Source organism: Ruoffia sp. FAM 26255 (assembly GCF_045528525.1).
Lineage (GTDB): Bacteria > Bacillota > Bacilli > Lactobacillales > Aerococcaceae > Ruoffia > Ruoffia tabacinasalis.
In genome coordinates this window covers 26,802-45,196 of record NZ_JBGQQX010000002.1, presented here as the reverse complement: position 1 = coordinate 45,196, position 18,395 = coordinate 26,802, and the positions used below count along the sequence as shown (strand labels likewise).

20 protein-coding genes and 2 pseudogenes are annotated in these 18,395 nt (G+C 37.9%); 17 read left to right on the top strand and 5 right to left on the bottom strand.

The window, feature by feature from the left end:
- The first annotated feature begins 3 nt into the window (after positions 1-3).
- From dnaX to ACEN31_RS00660, 14 genes and pseudogenes are all read left to right on the top strand, one after another.
- Positions 4-2,142 carry a DNA polymerase III subunit gamma/tau gene (dnaX, locus tag ACEN31_RS00725; protein ID WP_407108308.1) on the top strand — a complete coding sequence of 713 codons (2,139 nt, stop codon included), beginning with the start codon at positions 4-6 and terminating at the stop codon, positions 2,140-2,142.
- Between the two features lie 23 nt (positions 2,143-2,165).
- The gene (locus ACEN31_RS00720; RefSeq protein WP_407108307.1) at positions 2,166-2,714 is read left to right on the top strand and encodes an ECF transporter S component; all 549 of its coding nucleotides are present in this window, start codon (positions 2,166-2,168) and stop codon (positions 2,712-2,714) included.
- 438 nt (positions 2,715-3,152) lie between these two features.
- A complete protein-coding gene (locus tag ACEN31_RS00715; protein WP_407090331.1) occupies positions 3,153-3,458 on the top strand; it encodes a YbaB/EbfC family nucleoid-associated protein in 306 nt (101 codons plus the stop codon).
- An 18-nt stretch (positions 3,459-3,476) separates the two neighbouring features.
- Positions 3,477-4,073 carry a recombination mediator RecR gene (gene recR / locus ACEN31_RS00710; protein WP_138403897.1) on the top strand — a complete coding sequence of 199 codons (597 nt, stop codon included), beginning with the start codon at positions 3,477-3,479 and terminating at the stop codon, positions 4,071-4,073.
- Between the two features lie 18 nt (positions 4,074-4,091).
- On the top strand, positions 4,092-4,727 hold the full coding sequence (tmk, locus tag ACEN31_RS00705) for a dTMP kinase (protein ID WP_407094754.1): 636 nt from the start codon (positions 4,092-4,094) through the stop codon (positions 4,725-4,727).
- A 13-nt stretch (positions 4,728-4,740) separates the two neighbouring features.
- On the top strand, positions 4,741-5,070 hold the full coding sequence (locus ACEN31_RS00700; protein WP_338486704.1) for a cyclic-di-AMP receptor: 330 nt from the start codon (positions 4,741-4,743) through the stop codon (positions 5,068-5,070).
- A gap of 15 nt (positions 5,071-5,085) precedes the next feature.
- Positions 5,086-6,045, top strand: coding sequence for a hypothetical protein (locus tag ACEN31_RS00695; RefSeq protein WP_407108306.1), 960 nt, complete (start codon positions 5,086-5,088; stop codon positions 6,043-6,045).
- A gap of 31 nt (positions 6,046-6,076) precedes the next feature.
- Positions 6,077-6,436, top strand: a complete 360-nt coding sequence (locus tag ACEN31_RS00690; RefSeq protein WP_338486702.1) for an initiation control protein YabA — start codon at positions 6,077-6,079, stop codon at positions 6,434-6,436.
- Between the two features lie 25 nt (positions 6,437-6,461).
- A complete protein-coding gene (locus tag ACEN31_RS00685) occupies positions 6,462-7,223 on the top strand; it encodes a tRNA1(Val) (adenine(37)-N6)-methyltransferase (protein WP_407108305.1) in 762 nt (253 codons plus the stop codon).
- Complete coding sequence (locus tag ACEN31_RS00680; protein ID WP_407108304.1) at positions 7,213-7,557, top strand: GIY-YIG nuclease family protein; 345 nt, start codon at positions 7,213-7,215, stop codon at positions 7,555-7,557. The genes ACEN31_RS00685 and ACEN31_RS00680 overlap by 11 nt, the downstream gene beginning before the upstream one ends.
- A 7-nt stretch (positions 7,558-7,564) precedes the next feature.
- Entirely contained in the window at positions 7,565-8,434 is an 870-nt protein-coding gene (rsmI, locus tag ACEN31_RS00675) for a 16S rRNA (cytidine(1402)-2'-O)-methyltransferase (RefSeq protein WP_407090322.1), read from the top strand.
- Positions 8,435-8,613: 179 nt separating this feature from the next.
- Positions 8,614-9,471 (top strand): YdcF family protein, encoded by an 858-nt coding sequence (locus ACEN31_RS00670; RefSeq protein WP_407108303.1) that lies wholly within the window; start codon positions 8,614-8,616, stop codon positions 9,469-9,471.
- Between the two features lie 23 nt (positions 9,472-9,494).
- Positions 9,495-10,040, top strand: a complete 546-nt coding sequence (locus tag ACEN31_RS00665; RefSeq protein WP_407108314.1) for a DNA-3-methyladenine glycosylase I — start codon at positions 9,495-9,497, stop codon at positions 10,038-10,040.
- A 134-nt stretch (positions 10,041-10,174) separates the two neighbouring features.
- Positions 10,175-11,535 (top strand): annotated as a pseudogene (locus tag ACEN31_RS00660) (IS1380 family transposase).
- Positions 11,536-11,725: 190 nt separating this feature from the next.
- Here the strand turns inward: ACEN31_RS00660 and ACEN31_RS00655 are convergent.
- The 3 genes from ACEN31_RS00655 to ACEN31_RS00645 form a co-directional block, all read right to left on the bottom strand.
- On the bottom strand, positions 11,726-12,256 hold the full coding sequence (locus tag ACEN31_RS00655; protein WP_407090319.1) for a 3'-5' exonuclease: 531 nt from the start codon (positions 12,254-12,256) through the stop codon (positions 11,726-11,728).
- Positions 12,257-12,336: 80 nt separating this feature from the next.
- Positions 12,337-12,825, bottom strand: a complete 489-nt coding sequence (locus tag ACEN31_RS00650) for a GNAT family N-acetyltransferase (protein ID WP_407090318.1) — start codon at positions 12,823-12,825, stop codon at positions 12,337-12,339.
- 280 nt (positions 12,826-13,105) lie between these two features.
- Positions 13,106-13,405: a hypothetical protein gene (locus tag ACEN31_RS00645; protein ID WP_153861772.1), complete on the bottom strand. Its 300-nt coding sequence runs from the start codon at positions 13,403-13,405 to the stop codon at positions 13,106-13,108.
- 76 nt (positions 13,406-13,481) lie between these two features.
- On the opposite strand from ACEN31_RS00645, the gene ACEN31_RS00640 reads away from it, so the two are divergent.
- From ACEN31_RS00640 to ACEN31_RS00630, 3 genes and pseudogenes are all read left to right on the top strand, one after another.
- Positions 13,482-13,865, top strand: a complete 384-nt coding sequence (locus tag ACEN31_RS00640) for a MerR family transcriptional regulator (RefSeq protein WP_407090317.1) — start codon at positions 13,482-13,484, stop codon at positions 13,863-13,865.
- Positions 13,866-14,031: 166 nt separating this feature from the next.
- A pseudogene (locus ACEN31_RS00635) lies at positions 14,032-15,351 on the top strand (IS1380 family transposase).
- Between the two features lie 358 nt (positions 15,352-15,709).
- Positions 15,710-16,696 carry a helix-turn-helix domain-containing protein gene (locus tag ACEN31_RS00630; protein ID WP_407108302.1) on the top strand — a complete coding sequence of 329 codons (987 nt, stop codon included), beginning with the start codon at positions 15,710-15,712 and terminating at the stop codon, positions 16,694-16,696.
- Between the two features lie 62 nt (positions 16,697-16,758).
- Here ACEN31_RS00630 and mscL read toward each other — a convergent pair whose 3' ends face one another.
- On the bottom strand, positions 16,759-17,133 hold the full coding sequence (mscL, locus tag ACEN31_RS00625) for a large conductance mechanosensitive channel protein MscL (RefSeq protein ID WP_407089777.1): 375 nt from the start codon (positions 17,131-17,133) through the stop codon (positions 16,759-16,761).
- Between the two features lie 119 nt (positions 17,134-17,252).
- The gene (locus tag ACEN31_RS00620) at positions 17,253-18,386 is read right to left on the bottom strand and encodes an NAD(P)/FAD-dependent oxidoreductase (RefSeq protein ID WP_407094750.1); all 1,134 of its coding nucleotides are present in this window, start codon (positions 18,384-18,386) and stop codon (positions 17,253-17,255) included.
- Positions 18,387-18,395 lie beyond the last annotated feature (9 nt).

The window sequence follows — 18,395 nt, the reverse complement described above, 5'->3', positions numbered from 1 at the left end:
TAAATGAGTTATCAAGCACTTTACCGGGTTTGGCGCCCGCAAACATTTGACGAGATGGTTGGACAACCCATTATTAAAGAAACACTAAAAAATGCCATCAAATCGAATCATATTAGTCACGCTTATTTATTCACTGGACCGCGTGGAACAGGTAAGACCAGTGCTGCTAAGATTCTAGCAAAAGCGATTAACTGTCCGAACCAAACGGATGGAAACCCATGTAATAACTGTGACATGTGTCGCTTAATTACCGAAGGTCAGTTAGGTGATGTGGTTGAAATTGATGCCGCGTCAAATAATGGGGTAGATGAAATCCGTGAATTACGTGAGAACGTTCGCTATGCAGCTAGCCAAGCTCGTTATAAAGTATATATTATTGATGAGGTTCATATGCTTACGACAGCAGCCTTTAATGCTCTGTTGAAGACATTGGAAGAGCCGCCTGAGCAAGTGGTATTTATCCTAGCGACGACCGAAGCTCATAAGATTCCAGCTACAATCCTGTCGCGTACGCAACGATTTGACTTCCAACTTTATACAGATCAAGAGTTAATTGGAAGAATGGAAGAGATTCTTAACCATGACAACATCGACTATGACGAAGAAGCTTTAGCAATCATTGCGCGTTCAGCTAATGGTGGAATGCGTGACACCGTAAGTTTACTTGACCAAGCGATTTCTTTTAATACGGAAGAAGTGACTGTTGAAACTGCACTTGAGGTGTCAGGAAGCTTAAACCAAATGGCTTTATTAAACTATATTCAAACGGTTTTCCGTCAAAATATTGAAGAGGCCTTAGAAATCGTCAATGACCAACTACAAAAAGGGAAACAAGCGGCACGCTTTATTGATGAATTAATCTTATTCAGTCGTGATATGTTACTAACTTTACATATTAAGCAAAACCAAACACTCCTTAGCGAGCAAGAAATTCAACCTTTACGTGAAGAAGTCCCCGCAAATTTCTATTATGTACTCATTGATACATTGAATGAAACACAAGGAAAAATGCGTTTTAGTACCTCACCAAACTTATATATTGAAGTGATGACGATTCAATTAGCCCAAACGGATAAAAAACAATTGGTGAGCGGTAGGCAACAAGCTAATACTGCTAGCGCACCCAATGAAGCAGTTAATGGCGCTTTAATGGATACAGTGCGTCAGTTGGAAGAAAAACTTGCGGCCTTGTCCCAACAAGTGCAAAGTCAGGATAAATTAATTCGTGCTTACTTAGAGAACCAGCCGACTAATCAAGGTGTCCAACCGATTAATCAAGAAGGTAACGGGGAACTAACTAATGATGCGAAGCCAGTGGCCGAAGAAGCACCGAAAGTCCCACGTAAACGACCCGCTCGCCAACAAGCGCGCTATAAATTGAGATTAAATCATGTATACCGTGTATTGAATACCGCGACACATCAACATATTCGTTTGATGAAAGAGCATTGGCCAGCGGTCTTAGATGAATTGTCACCTCAACAACGAGCAAAATTCTTTGAAACAGAACCTTTAGCAGCCGGTGAAGGCAGTGCTTTAATTAGCTTCCCGAATCCAGCCTATGCTGGAGACGTTCAACACGGCCATGAACTAATGAAGTTCATTGAAGAAACTGTCGAGCAAAAAACTGGCATGTCAATGAAAATCATACTCATCTTAGCAAGTGAATGGGCGGATGTCCGTAAGAACTATGCGATGTTACGTAAGAAAAATAACGGCGCACCGATTCCAATTGAAGAAGATGAAACTGACAACGCAGAAGAAACCGTCGAAGTCGAGACAATAGCTGAAAGTGAAGTGCCAGATAACCAAACTGATACAGAGGAAGTCGTTGACGAGCAAGCAACATCTACTCAAGAAGTGTCTGAAAAGACACAAGAAACGCGTGTTAGAGAAGAGAGTGCGGAAGCTCCAGCAAAAGAGCTCCAAGAATCAAATCATTCGATGGATTCACTTGAAGCGTCTTTGCCGAATTCGACGAGAAGTATTGATGACATCTTCTCGCAAGAAGGCTCACCCAGTCATCGAGCTATGGAATTAGATAATAATGAACCTGAAGAAGAGGAAGGTCCCCCTGAGATTGTGTCCAAAGCCATCGAATTATTCGGTGAAGAGAATGTAAATATTTACTATGATCGTTAAAGATATGAGAGCAGGTATTGAATATGAATAATGAAAAGATTAATACACGAGATTTAACTCAGATGGCTACGTATGCTGCCTTAATTGTCTTGGCAATTTATATGATTCGAATCCCAATGCCATCAGCAATTAGCAATACGTTTGTCCATCCAGGGAACGCCTTAGTGATATTAGCTATATTGTTTATGGGCTTTAAAAAGGGAACCATCGCCGCTTTACTTGGCTTAGCGATTTTTGATATTACGTCCGGTTATTTACCAGTCGTACTTTTCACCTTAATTGAGAACTTTATCGTTCTATTAGTGGTAGAATGCATCTTTCGTTACGTGTTTCATTACGATAACCGAATGCGAAACATTATCACACTAGGTATTGTCGGAGCAGTGACTAAGATTGTGGTGATATTTTTCAAATATATCATCCAACAATTGATGTTAGGTTCAATCCTTGGTGGCGCAGTGGCTAGCGCGATTTCAGCACTGCCAGCTTCTTTATTTACTGGCGTTGTCACAGCTATTCTAGTCCCGTTACTATATTGGCCAATAAAGCCGATCTTTGACCGTTTTAAATAAAATCCTTTAAATAAAACCCGTTTAGTTTAGGCCTTGTCAATATCTGACAAGAAATAAGCTAAATGGTTTTTTTAGTATAGTATTTTGAAAATTATAGCAATAATATTGTTAATCTAGGAATAAGGGAAGCCTTTATAGATTATTATATGAAAAATGCCGTTGGTAGTCCGAAAAATATCAGATTATGTTATAATAGAGCTAAGCATTTAAGCTTATTTTGTTTGTGCAAAAATGACAGAATGATGCATAAAAAGAAAGATAAGATGAATCGTTTGACGAGCGGATGAAATCATTGGCTCTACCGCACTAACATAAGTGAGATAAACATTATATTAGTATATATAATGAACAAAATTAAAAGTGAGAGGCTGAGTGAGCGAATATTTAAGTAAAATATTGCTCGCCCAGAAAGCACAAAAAGGAGATATATTTATGAAAATGGGAAACATGCAAGGTATGATGCAAAAAATGCAAAAGATGCAAAAAGATATGGAGAAAGAACAAAAAGCGATTGAAACGTCAATTTTTGAAGCATCTGATAACAATAAATTAGTAACAGTTAAAGTAACTGGAGCAAAACGTATCGTTGAATTAGAAATCAAAGAAGATTTAGTGGATCCAGAAGATATCGATATGTTACAAGACTTAGTCATTGTGACTGTGAACGATGCTTTAGCACAAGTTGATAAAGCAACTGAACAACGTTTAGGGAAATTCACTCAAGGATTAAACTTACCGTTTTAGTAGAAAGTAGGAGACTGTATGCAATATCCAGCGCCGATTGCGAAGTTGATTAATTCCTTTACGAAATTACCAGGGATTGGAGCAAAGTCAGCCGCAAGACATGCTTTCTATGTGCTTGATATGAACGAAGCAGATGTTTTGGAATTTGCACAAAACTTAATTAACGCAAAGCGTGACTTAACGCATTGCAGTATTTGTGGAAATATTACAGACTCTGATCCATGTATTGTATGTACGGATGAAAGTCGTGACCGTAGCCAAGTGCTTGTTGTAGAAGATACTAGAGATGTCATGTCAATGGAACGAATGCAAGAATTCCGTGGCCTGTACCATGTGTTAGGTGGCGTTTTGTCACCGATGGAAGGAACAGGGCCAGAGGATTTAAATATCCCAAGTTTAATTAAACGACTTGAGGATGAGACAATTAAAGAAGTGATTATAGCGACCAATGCTACCGCTGAAGGTGAAGCGACGGCGATGTACTTATCACGCTTAATCAAACCTGCCGGGATTAAAGTAACACGTCTGGCCCACGGCTTATCTGTAGGTAGTGATATTGAATACGCAGATGAAATGACTTTATTTAGAGCCATTGAAGGTAGGCGTGAGTTATAAATGAGTTGGAGTGTAGAGATGACTAAAGGAAAATTTATCTCACTTGAAGGACCTGATGGCTCAGGTAAGACAAGTGTAGTAAGAGCACTAAAAGAAATGTTAGAGGCATCTGGGTACGATGTATTAACAACGAGAGAACCTGGTGGGAGCCCCATTGCGGAACGTATCCGAGAAGTGATTCTGGATGTAGATAATACCGCTATGGATGCAAGAACAGAGGCTTTACTATTCGCTGCGAGTCGTCGACAACATTTAATAGAGACGATTTTACCAGCCTTAGAAAAAGGCCAAATCGTTATTACAGACCGATTTGTAGATAGCTCTATTGCATATCAAGGCATTGCGCGAGGCATTCCAGTTGAAGATATTTGGGCGATTAACAAATTTGGGATTGAAGACCATATGCCTGATTTAACATTGCTCATTGATGTCTCAGCAGAAGTTGGTTTGGAGCGTATTTATAAAGCCCAAGGCCAACGTCAATTTGACCGCTTAGATCAAGAGAGTATTGATTTCCACCAAATGGTGCGAGAAGCTTTCTTGAATTTTGAAAAAGAGAATGAACGAATTATATTAGTGAACGGCAGCCAAAGTGTTGAAGAGGTTGCACAAGAATGTATCGCAATATTAAAAGACAAGGAACTTATAGATTAAGAGGAGGATCATCATGAAATTAGTCATTGCAATTGTACAAGACCAGGATGAAGCTGTATTAGGAAATGCGTTTCGTGAGGCCAATATTTCCGCTACTAAATTAAGTAGTACAGGTGGATTTTTAAAACACGGAAATACGACCTTTTTAGTTGGAGTGGAAGACGATAACGTTGATAAAGTCTTAGATATTATTCGCGATTGTTCAGAGCAAAGAGATCAAGTCGTTGCTTACCCAGCGAACTTAGATATGAACTTAGACGTCGCAACGTCATTTCCGATGAAAGTTGAAGTAGGTGGAGCGATTGTATTCGTATTACCAATTGATAGTTTCTACCGATTCTAGTCTAGAGGTGTCTATATGGGGCAATTAAGTCATTATTTTTATGAATTAATTCACCAAAACCGACTCGTGCATGGCTATGTATTTACGGGTGATGATTATGAAAGTAAAGAGCATGTCTCAACCGAACTGATTAAAGCATTAGGTTGTTTGAATAAGGATGAGGTAGGTCAACCTTGTGGCGTATGTGAACATTGTCAAAAGGCACAAGATCATCAATTAGCTGACGTCGTTTCAATTCAACCGGACGGGCAATCCATTCGAGTGAATCAAATTCGTGAACTGAAAGAATGGTTATCAACCAGTCCGATTGAAAGTAACTTCAAGTTAGCAATCATTGAAAGTGCTGAAACAATGAACCCTTCGAGTGCGAATGCCTTACTGACCTTTTTAGAAGAACCTGTTGAAGGAGTTTACTTAGTTCTTTATACTCAAGACAAAAGTAATCTGCTGCCAACGATTCAATCCCGTGTTCAAGGAGTTCACTTTCCAAGAGCGAATGTAAGTGATCGAGTAGCTTACTATATTGAAACTGGGGTATCCGAGGCGCATGCCCGTATTTTCGCAAAGATGTCTTCGGAAACTGCCCAAAGACTTGTGAGCGATTATGAAGAAGCAGACGTAACGAATTGGTTTAAATCGTTGAATTATTTTTATTCAACACTGGCTCATCGGAATCTTCATGCAGTGATCTTAGTTCAAACCCAACTAAAAAACTCCTTGAGTGTTCAACAGGCTTTAGACGGTATGGATTATTTATTAATCTTAAATCATAGTATGTTGAGAATATTGTCAAATACCGAAGTAGAGAATTTAACCCAAGCTTATTTTATTAACGAAGTGATTAAAACGAAACAACCGTCGCTAGCACATATTTTAGAATTAAACGATTTGATTCTTGAGACGAAACAACGATTACAGGCAAATGTTGCGCCTCAGTTAGCTACGGAACGCCTTGCTATCTTAGCAAGTCAATAATATATACGAAGAAGAGAGGGTGTGCCAAACAATGAGAGACAAAAATAATTACTTAGAAATGTTTGATGAAGCAGAGACACATTTGCTTCAGTTAAGTGATACAGTGGCACAGCTGAGAGAAGTCATTGACAACTTAGTTGAGGAAAACAATAAACTACGTATGAGTAACAATGATTTGAAAAGTCTGTTAATTAAATTTCAAACAGACGCTCAAGAAGACGTGACTGAAGGGGAAGAGGATAGTCAGACAAGTAGTGGGCGCGAGAGTCTTCTAGGCTTTTATAACGAAGGGATTCATGTGTGTCATGAGTTTTTCGGATCACGTCGTTCTTCTAATGAGCAATGTCTGTTCTGTCAGGAAATTCTAGAACGCTTAGGAAATCGTTCATAACATACATTTTTGAGGAGGCTTGTTCATGGATGTTCAAAATAAATCTCAACTCGTTCATTCAACTGAACGAGTTGATTCATTTTTAGGTGGAAAGTTAGGTATTATTCAAAGTACAGAGTATTTTACTTTATCAGTGGATGCTTTATTGCTAGCAAACTTCATTAAATTACCTAAAGGAAATAAATTTAAATACTTGGATTTTTGTAGTGGCAATGGGGTCATCCCGCTACTTCTGTCCCATCGAACAGAGGCACCATTAAACGGTATTGAACTGCAGGAACCTTTAGTAGATATGGCAAGACGCAGTGCGAAGTGGAATGGTAAAGAGGACCAAATTACCTTTGTTCAAGGAGATATTAATGATCTTAAACATACACAAGGGCAATTATATGACATTATTAGTTGTAATCCACCGTACTTTCTAGCAGAAAGTAGTAATGCGACCCACCGTTTGACAAGTCATGCTTTAGCGCGTCATGAATTGATGCTGACGATGGAACAATGGGTCAAAAAGGCAAGTCAAATTATGCGAGAAAAAGGTAAATTATTTATCGTTCACCGCCCGAGTCGTTTAGATGATTTAATCGAAACATTGCTAAATCACCATTTCAGTATTCACCGTATTCAGTTTATTCATCCGAAGAAGGACTTGAATGCGAATGGTGTCTTAATTGAAGCGATATATCGCGGAGGACGTCGCGGTGTGAAGATTGAACCGGTAATTGTAGTTCATGAAGATAACAATGAATATACACCGATATTGATGGCGATGTATAATGGCGAGTAAACAGGCATATTATTTCTACGTCTTATTCTGTCAAGACGGCACGCTATACGGAGGTTATACCGTTGACTTAGCTAACCGCTTGGCTACCCATAATGCGGGTAAGGGAGCGAAATATACCCGTGTTCGCAAACGACTTCCGGTTCGCATGATCTATGCGGAACGTTGGGAGAGCAAGTCGTTAGCAATGAGTGCTGAAGCAAAATTTAAACGATTAACCCGCCCCCAAAAGGAAAAATACTTAAAAGAGCATGGACAAGCAGATGTTAGAAGCCGACAACTTGTCTTTGTAAATAAATTTACCGATAATAAAGACGAAGAGCCAATAGAGGAGTAGGATCAGTGTGCAACAACATAGTTTCCAACAACAAGACGCAGGAATATTATATTTAGTGCCAACACCGATTGGTAATTTGGAAGATATGACGTTTAGGGCCGTCAATATCTTAAAAGAGGCTGATATTGTCCTAGCTGAAGATACACGAAATACGATTAAGTTATTAAATCATTTTGATATTCAAGCGAATTTACGTAGTTTTCATGAACATTCACGCAGTCATGAAGTCACAGCTTGGGTTAATGAATTACATGAAGGTAAGACAATTGCCTTAGTCAGTGATGCCGGAATGCCTTTAATTAATGATCCTGGGCAACCTCTAGTTCAAGCTTGTCTGGAAGAGGATTTGACAGTTGTGGCGTTACCAGGAGCGAATGCGGCTTTAACTGCCCTAGTTGCTTCAGGTTTACCAAGTGAACAGTTTACTTATTATGGCTTTTTCCCACGAGGGAAGGCAGATCAAAAAGCGGCTTTAGAAATTGTCGGGCAAAGAGATGAGACGGCGATTTTTTATGAATCACCTTACCGGATTAAACAAGCTGTATCGCAAGTTGTGACGCATTTAGGAGAAGACACGCAGGTTGTCATCGCGCGTGAACTAACAAAACGTTATGAAGAATACATTCGCGCGAGTGCAGCGGAAGTGAGTGAACATCTTAAAGACCGTGAACTTAAAGGGGAATGCGTCCTCTTAATCGAAGGTGGCTCTGTGAAAACAGCCATAGACGAAGCGGTATCGAATTTACCTTATAAAGAACACGTGGAATTAATGATGACCACCAAAGGGATTCAAGCGAAAGACGCCATTAAAGAAGTTGCAAAAATTCGTGAAGTTAAAAAGCAAATTGTTTATAATGATTATCATAACTTAACTTAAAAATATTCAGAGGGGGGAAAATAGTGCTATTGTATGGAATTGCCATTGTATTTTTGGTGCTATTTCTCCTCTCTTTTTTGACGAATTATTCTTGGCTCCAACCGTCTGCCTTCGCTTTGTACGGTTTAAATAGCTTCTTAATGGGCTTGGTTTTACAAAGTAATTGGACACCTGTCTTTATGTTTCGATATTTTTTATATATTATTAGTGGCTTTTTCATTGCGGCAGTGCCGTTTGTCTTATTACTGATTGCGATCTTAGCAATTAATCAGACCGTCCGACAACCTTCACCGAAGATTTCAAGGACGATTTTTAATCTTATCCTAGCTTTTACCTTGCTTGTCTTTGTCGGGGCAACGATTTGGGCAATGTTACGCTTGAATGATATACAAATCCAAGAAATTATTGGTATTTATATTTACTTATCGATTTACTTTGTCGGGACGTTTCTGTGCTATATTACGCTAAATTTTGCGATTAGTTTGTGGTCGAGAGGGAAGCAAGCAACGATTTTACTAGTCTTAGGAAGTCAGTTAGATGACATAGATAATGTGACGAATGTCTTGAGACGACGGTTAGACGAGGCAATTCAAATGTATTATAGACAGAAGAGCCGAACTCATTCAAAAATCACAATTATTGTTACCGGCGGTCCTCAGCATCAGTCAACGTATTCAGAAGCTGAGGGGATGGAGAATTATTTAATTCAAAAAGGAATCCCAGCCGAAGATATCTTATTAGAACCACGAGCGAAAAATACGGATGAAAACTTTAAATTCGCCAATGAGCTAATTAAAGAACATCGCCTGTCCGGGAAAGTGGCGGTCATTACGAGCCGCTTTCACTTGATGCGGGCGACCTATATTGCGCGCCAAAGTCACTTTAAAGCCTACTATCAAGGCGCAGGTACACCATCGTATTTATGGCCATTCTCAATTGTTCGTGAATATATAGCTTATATTTTACTTACTAGCGAGCTGAATTATGCCTTTATCATCTTATTAATTGCGATTGGTTTGTTCGATATTTTTTATTAAAAGGAGTGGAAAAAGTGACTGAAATCAAACGCTGTGAATGGATTGCGGGCAAACCAGATTATTATGTGGAATACCATGATCATATCTGGGGAGTGCCGGAACATGACGATCAATTGTTATTTCAATGGTTAATATTGGAAAGCTTTCATGTCGGCTTATCCTGGCAACTCGTCTTATCCAAAAAAGAGAACTTTATAAACGCCTTTGATCACTTTGACTATGAAAAAATCGCTGAGTACGGTGAAGAAGACATTGAACGTCTTTCAAATGATGCAGGAATTATTCGTCATAAAGGGAAGATAAGAGCTACGATTGCGAATGCACGAGCTTTTATGAAAGTTCAAGAAGAGTTTGGCACATTTGATGCTTACATCTGGGGCTTTGTTTCAGGTGAGCAAGTCGTGAGTCAATTAGATGAGGAACGGCCTACTCAAAGCCCCTTAAGTGATGCAGTGACAAAAGATATGAAGAAACGCGGGTTTAAATTTATTGGCAGTGTCACAATTTACTCATACCTTCAAGCTATTGGGATTATCAATGACCACGATTTAGCTTGTAATTTTCGTTAAAATTATCAAACAGACTAATTTAACCTGAATAATTCATAGTTTTTCTAAAAAGCTATGTTAACGTTGACTTTATCACTTTTATATTTGTTTGCTTCAGCACCCATTAGGTGATGTAAAAAGAACCCCTTTCTGATATGGTTAGTTCATTACAACAACAACAGAAAGGGGCTCTCTCAATGGATACTTTACAAGAAACAGTAGCAAAATTCAATAATAATTTACATGTCTCTCATACAGGTGGTCGTTTATCCAGTGATTCTGGATTGGTGCTCGTCGACGAATTGATGGATGCATTCCAATTCACTAAATATTCTGAAAATATAGTGACGTTTGATGAGGGGCGTAAGTACTGGACCCATACGATTGATAAGATTTTAAAGCAGCTCGTTTTACAGATTATAGCCGGTTATGACACAGATTCAGCGGCAAATATTTTACAAGCTGATCCAGTCTTACAAACACTGGCATCTGATGAGCCGTTTGCTTCTCAATCGTCTATCTCCCGATTCTTTGATCGCATAACGAAAAAAACAATTCGTAGTTTACAGGTCTTCAATCAAAAATTAATTGATAAGGCACGGTTAGTCCGCAATGACATCAATATGATTATCGATTTAGATTCAACACATTCGGATACTTTCGGCAATCAAGAACAAACTGCCTACAACGCCCATTATGGAACGAATGGTTACCACCCTTTGGTGGCCTTTGACGGGCTGACCGGAGACTTTTTGAAAGCAAAACTTCGGTCAGGAAATCAATATACTTCCAATGGAGTCAAGAGTTTCTTGAACCTTTATTGGAACATTATAACCAAGCGGTGCCTACGACAGATATCCTCGTTTGTGGGGATAGTGGATTCGCAACCCCAGCTATTTATGATTTATGTGAGTTGTACGAAAATCAGTATGTCATTCGGTTAAAAAGCAATCGAAACTTGACTCGTTTAGCTGAAGAATTTGTGTACTATGATAATAATCATCCATGGGATGAAAAAGAAGTTTACTATCAGAATGTGCCTTATCAAGCCGCTTCATGGACAAAACCTCGCCGGGTCTGTGTCCGATCAACACGAGAAGTCGGCGAATTACTTTTTCGCCATGCCTTTATTGTCACGAACTTCTCAAAAAACGTCTCTGCCAAACGAGTGTTTGAAACTTACAACAAGCGTGGTACGATGGAAAATTATATTAAAGAAGCAAAAAACAGTTTCTTTTTTGATAAGACGGATAATCCTGAATTCCTTGAAAATGAAGCACGTATGATGATTAGCCTACTGGCTTACAACATCGTTAACTTCTTACGCACCATCTGTTTTGATTTAAAATGGAAAGGACTACGAGTAAACACGATTCGCCTTCGATTGTTTAAAGTGGCGGGAAAACTGGTCACTACTGCCAGGCGAATGTATTTAAAATTATCAAGTTCGCATGTTTATCAGCGAGAGTTTTATGCTGTGTTCAGGCAAATCCAAAGGATTCGGCAATATATTTAAAAAGCTATTATTTAAAAAAACAAATAAGGGTGTCAAGGGTGAAGTGCGCCCAAAATCTGGTTGGTTAAAATTAATTCATGTTTTTCAGCACGGAAAAATTTCGGGAAATTTTAAAACATCCGAAAAAATTACAAAACACAGCAAAATTGAAAAAGAACTGTGAAAATAACTTAAATTTTAGAAGTATGAATTATTCAGGTCTAACTAATTGATCTAAGTTTGAAAACCGATTTTCATGTATAAACTTAGATACAATAAGCCCTGCCGCTTTAGCATCTGATAAAGCATCGTGATGCGTTAAAGGTATGCCATAGTAATTCGCAATCGTACTTAATTTATAATTATAAAAGTTCTTACGCACTGCCCTTGCAAGTTGATATGAACAAGCATATTTAAAGGCAGGTATTTCTAAACCATAGCGATTAAAATTATCTTTCAAAGCGCCCATATCAAACGTTGCATTATGAGCAACAACCGGTCGCCCTCCAATAAAATCTTCAATTTGTTTAGTTATATCATAAAATCTCGGCGAAGAAATGACCTCATGCTCTTGAATGCCATGAACATGAATATTCGCCAATGAGAAACTTTCATCTGGATTAATCAGTAGGTAATAACTGTCCAGTATTTCCCCATATTTGAAACGTACCATCCCGATGGAACAAATCGTATAACGATTCTGATTGGCCGTTTCAACGTCTAAGGCGACAAAATCATGCATACAATAACCTCTTTTCTTAATCATCTACCCATATTAAACTTCTTATAAACAAAAAGCAAACTGGACTCGAGGTAGTCTAGTTAATCATTATTAATCAATGAATAAATCATTGTAAACGTTTCTTCATCCTCGGTATAAATTTCGAAGCCTAGCGCTAGATACAACGTCAAAGCTCGGTTAGCCTTTTGCACAGATAACGATACTTGTTTGTAGTCTTTGTCTTTTAGTAATTGGAACATACTCTGTAATAATGTACGCCCTATCCCCTTACCACGATATGGGGATAGGATAGAGATATTCAATTCTGGAGTTTTACTATCCACATGCCCATAGCCTTCAACAAGTCGTACCCAAACTAAGCCAATTGGATTTTCTCCATCATAACTTGCAATGGCATAATCGCCTATCAATTGGCCAAATTTATCAATATATTTATTGAGTTCTGCTGTCTCGACAATCGAAAATGGAAAGAGATTCTTGGGATCCGGTTGAAATAATGCCTCATAAAGAAACTTTTGTAAAATTTGATATTCAAGTGCATTCACTTGTTTTATAGTGTAATGTTTCAATCCATGTCTCCTTTTATTTGGATTATATTACAAAAAAATGGAACTCAAACGTTCTTTTGAATTATTGAAAAAGATACTTTAAGTGGTTAATACTTTCCCTGTAATAAGCATTTATTTTATAATAGTTACATATAACACAAGCAATAGTAAGAAACTGAAAATAACAAGAAATCAGGTAAAACACTGTTAAATTAGTGTTTTACCTGAATTTTTAGAAACTTTTCATAATTTAGGTAAGATAACATCTAACAATTGATTTATTCAACAATCATTAGTTATCTTATTTCAACCAATTCCATACGAATATAAGCGTAATTGAAGTGATTAATCGGACAATCAGATGTATCCAGTGAAAAGAGTTTGTTGTCACTCCCATGAATACTGCAAAAATGATAAGAGCAATCAATCCAAAATACAATAGCCATTCTGGATCAGTTTTTACCGCAAATATCATTAAGCAAAGACTTAACAAAATATAGATTGGATGCGACCAATTGAATTGTTCAACCTTAACTTCTTCCCCAACAGCAATTACAGTAAGTAAACCATACAAAAAAATAAATATTCTAAATAAAATCATGAAATTCTCCTTTACTATTTGTTATACTTATCTTAAAAGATGGAGTAAGGTCTATGTCAAGAGAAAGGTAATCAAAATGAAAACAAAAGATATTACTAAGTTATCTGGTTTATCAAAAGATACAATTAGGTTTTATGAAAAATTAGGACTTGTGAAACCTAATAGGGAAAGTTATTCCAGAGAATATGCAGATCATGATTTAGAAAGAATAGAACAAATTAAACAATTAAAAGGTTTAGACTTTACGCTTTCTGAAATAAAGTTGCTTGTTGATATTGATGAAAAATATCAATCAATTGATGAAATCTACTCAATGACACATGATGATTATCAAGAAATCATCCAACTATTAGATAATAAAGTAAACTACTTAGAAGAAAAATCTAAGATGATTGAAGCTGGCTTGGCTAGGCTAAAAGTTATGCAAGAAAAAATTAAAAGCATAAATAATAACAGATGAACTAATATTTAGCCTGAATAATTCATAGTTTTACTAATATTGTTTTTAAACATTAATTTAATAGTATTTAAAGCAACTTACTTCATCACCCATTAGGTGATGAAAAAAGAACCACTTTCTGATATGGTTAATTCACTACAAACAACCATAGAAAGGGGTTCTCTCAATGGTTACTTTACAAGAAAATGCAGTGAAATTCAACAGTAACTTAATCGTTTCTCATGATGGTGGTCGTTTATCAAGTGATTCTGGTTTGATTTTAATCGATGAATTAATGGATGCTTTCCAATTTACTCAGCTCTCTAAAAAGATTGTTCGATTTAACGACAGTTGAAAATATTGGACGCATACGAATCATAAGCTTTTAAAACAGTTAGTGCTGCAAATTGTAGCCGGTTATAACACCGACTCTGCTGCAAATATTCTACAGCATGATCCGGTATTACAGACGCTCTTAACCGATGAGCCGCTGGCTTCTCAATCCTCAATCTCTCGACTCTATGATCGTGTAGAAGGTGAGACAATTAAGACGCTTCAAGTATTCAATCAAGCGTTAATTGACAAAGCCCGTCTGGTTCGCAACGATACAAATATGATTATCGATTTAGATTCTACCCATTCGGATACCTTTGGTCATCAAGAACAAACTGCTTACAACGCCCATTATGGAACGAATGGCTACCATCCTTTAGTGGCATTTGACGGCTTGACTGGCGACTTTTTAAAAGCCAAGCTTCGATCAGGAAATCAATACACTTCCAACGGGGTCAAAGAATTTCTTGAACCGTTATTGGAACATTATAACCAAACGATTCCAACCACTGATATTCTCGTTCGTGGAGACAGTGGTTTCGCGACACCGGATGTTTATGATTTATGCGACTTATACGAAAATCAGTATGTCATTCGGCTAAAGGCCAATAGGAATTTATATCGTTTAGCGGAAGAGTTTGTGTTCTATGATAACCATCATCCTTGGGATGAAAAAGAAGTCTATTATCATTCGGTTTCCTACCAAGCAGCTTCATGGTTCAAACCGCGTCGAGTGTGTATTCGTTCAACTCGAGAAGTAGGCGAACTCCTTTTTAAGCATTCCTTTATTGTCACGAATTTCTCAGAAAACATCTCAGCTAAAAGAGTGTTTGAAACCTACAATAAACGCGGTACCATGGAAAACTACATTAAAGAAGCCAAGAACAGCTTCTTCTTTGATAAAACAGATAGTCCTAGATTCATTGAAAACGAGGCCCGCATGATGATTAGCCTGTTGGCGTACAATCTGGTTAACTTCTTACGCACCTTGTGTTTTGAGCCAAAATCGAAAGGACTCCAAGTGGACACAATCCGTTTCCGTCTATTCAAAGTGGCTGGAAAACTAGTCAGCACTGCAAGACAAATGTATTTAAAACTATCGATTTCTCATGTTTATCAGCGAGAGTTTTATGCCGTATTCAGGAAAATCCAAAGGATTCGGCAGTACATTTAAAGAACCTGATTTTTAAAAAGTTCAAATGGCCCAGGGAGAAGTGCGCCTAAAATTTGAGTTCAAAAAGTGAAAAGTCTCAAAATAATTAAGTAGACCGAAAAAAATAAATAATTAGGATAGAAAATGGAAAACGATAAAGAAAATATAACAATATTGATAAAACAGCCTCTGAAATTAGAGGTATGAATTATTCAGGAATTAAGTATATATTGTTAATAGGAAAGAAATGCTAATATGTAGCCATTTGCAACCGCTAGTTGCGCAATTATACAGTGCACTGTATAGTTTGCAACTATCATTTGAGAGATAATAAGGGTAGGAAAAGAAAGATGAATACAGAACATAAGGAGTGTTATTTATGATATTAGCAGACAAAATTATCCACTTGCGAAAGAGATATAATATGACGCAAGAGGATCTAGCTGAAAAGTTGAATGTCAGTCGTCAGTCAGTCTCAAAGTGGGAAGGCAATCAAGCGACACCCGATTTAAACAAAGTCCTTAAACTCTCAAAACTTTTTGGTGTCACAACCGATTATCTCTTAAATGATGATGATGAAAGTTTAGAAACAGAAGAGGAAGTAGCAGCTGAACCCGAGTTGCCAAAAGCAGATTATGTGTCTGTGTCACTGAATACAGCTAAAGAATACTTAGAAGAGAAGTCAGATTTTGCTCATCGAATTGGTATAGGGGTTGTGCTACTAATAAGTAGTGTCATTCCGATTGTGACTTTAACAACACCATCGATGCTTCGAATAATTCCAGAGAATGTCAGTGAAGCGATTGGAATTAGTGCGCTGTTCTTACTTGTAGCCTTAGGTGTCGGTGTGATGATCTTTGCGAGTATGCGTATGCAAAACTTTGCGTTTTTAGAAGAAGCTTTTGAGTTGGAGTTCGGTGTTCGTGGATTTGTTGAGAAAGAGATAGACAATTATCGTCCGATTCATACGCGACAATTATCCTTTGGCGTTGGTTTAATCATAGTGAGCGTACTTCCAATCATTATCATTAACCTGTTATTTCCTAGTTTTGCGGAAGACCATATTGGTTATGTTGTAGGGATTTTCTTCGCGGTGGTTTCTATGGCTATCTATATGTTGATTTCTACAGGAATTTATTGGGGCAGTTTGAATACATTACTTAATCACCGTCAGCCAGAGGATGAGGAAAGTGAAGTAGTTGAACGTCTAGCCGGTATCTATTGGCCTTTGGTGACAGCGATCTTCCTTGGTTATAGTTTTATCACAGCGGATTGGGGACGCAGTTGGTTCATTTGGCCGATTGCAGCTATGATCTTCGCAGCCTTATCTGGTGTAGTGGATTTTCGCAACCAGAAGAATGAATAAAAGCAAAAAACTCAGGCACCTTGTTAATTTAACAGGTTGCCTGAGTTTTAATGTCTAAAGAATTATTTTTTACGTAATTCTCCTAAAATTTCTTCTAATAATTCAGTTTCAGTTGGTCCAGCAGGTTCTTCGTCTGGAGCAACGATTTTTTTATTTTGTACTTTCTCTAACGCTTTAAGTGTTAAGTATAAGAATAAAGCCACTAAGATAAAGTTAATAATAGCTTGTAAGAATAACCCAACAGCTAATTCAGTGTTACCAATTGAAATAGCAACACCGGATACATCTGCTTGACCTGTGACTGCCACAATAATCGGCATGAAAATATCGTTAACTAATGAATTAACAATTGCAGTAAATGCAGAACCCATAATAATACCGGTTGCCATAGTGATAATGCTGTCGTTCGCAATAAAGCCTTTAAACTCTTTCCACATAAGAACATCCTCCTCAAGGATAATAATAAAATAAATTGCTAATTCAAATATACCACGTTTTCAATTAAAACTCTAATCATGTGATTATAAGAATTACTTATCTTGGCAGGGTGAGCTGACTATTGAGCGTCATTTGCTTGAATGTATTTTTCAATCGGAAAAGCCTCTTTATCAATGTCCCAAGCATCAGTTTCAACGAGTTTTGCCCACTGATAGCCTAAGAATGGCCCACTTGTTAGACCAGATGATCCTAAGCCACTGATTGCCCAGACATTGTCTAAGTCTGGTACTACACCAACAAGCACTGAGAAATCTGACGTATGCGCCCGTGTTCCTACTTTAGATTCAACGATGTCATGGTCATCAACACTTGGCATCCATTTTCTAGCTTCATCTCGTAATTCATGTAGCACAGCTTCATCAACATCTAAGTTGTCGCCTTGGTCATCTTCGTGTGTTGCACCAATGATAATTTCACCATTATTGAATGGGATGATATCACTTTGTCCTGGAGGCATGATCACTGGCCAATGTTGGTCAACCCAGTCAGTATGTTTAAGCACAAAGAGTTGACCCTTTTGAGCACGAATATCAACCTTGTATCCTAGAGGTTCTAATAAGTTTGTTAAACCAGGACCAGGAGAAAGAAGTAAGCGGTCAAAATTATGCTTAGCCACCGAAGGGGTAGAAATGTAGATATCCCCACTTTCTTTCTTAAGTTGGGCTTTTTCACGAATGATTTTCCCACCTAAGTCTTGAATTGCTTGGTGAAGTGTATCAATAAGGGCATCACCATGAACGCGACCCCCACCTTCAACCCACGTCGCTGGATGATCCGATTCAATTAAAGGTAAATAATCCGAGATATCTTCTGTTGAAAGTTTCTTAACTTCTCCAATTGAAGGTGAAGCTTCTTGTTTCGCTTCTGCTTGATCAAGGTCTTTTTGAACGCGTTTATCTGTATTTCGAATCATGATCGTACCATCGATTTGATAGATGGCGTCTGTATTATAACCATCATCTTTCAAATCTTGCATAAACTGATGATAAAACTCAGCCCCTTTAGATACTAGAAAGTACCAAGGCTTATTCCGACGTAAAGAGAACCAAGGGCAGATAATACCTGCAGAAGCACGCGTAGCTTGGCCAACTCCGTGGTCAAAGACTGTGACTGTGTGACCAGACCGCGCTAAATAGTAAGCCGCCGTTGAACCGACAATACCCCCACCAATAATTGCAATTTTTTTAACCATACTATCACC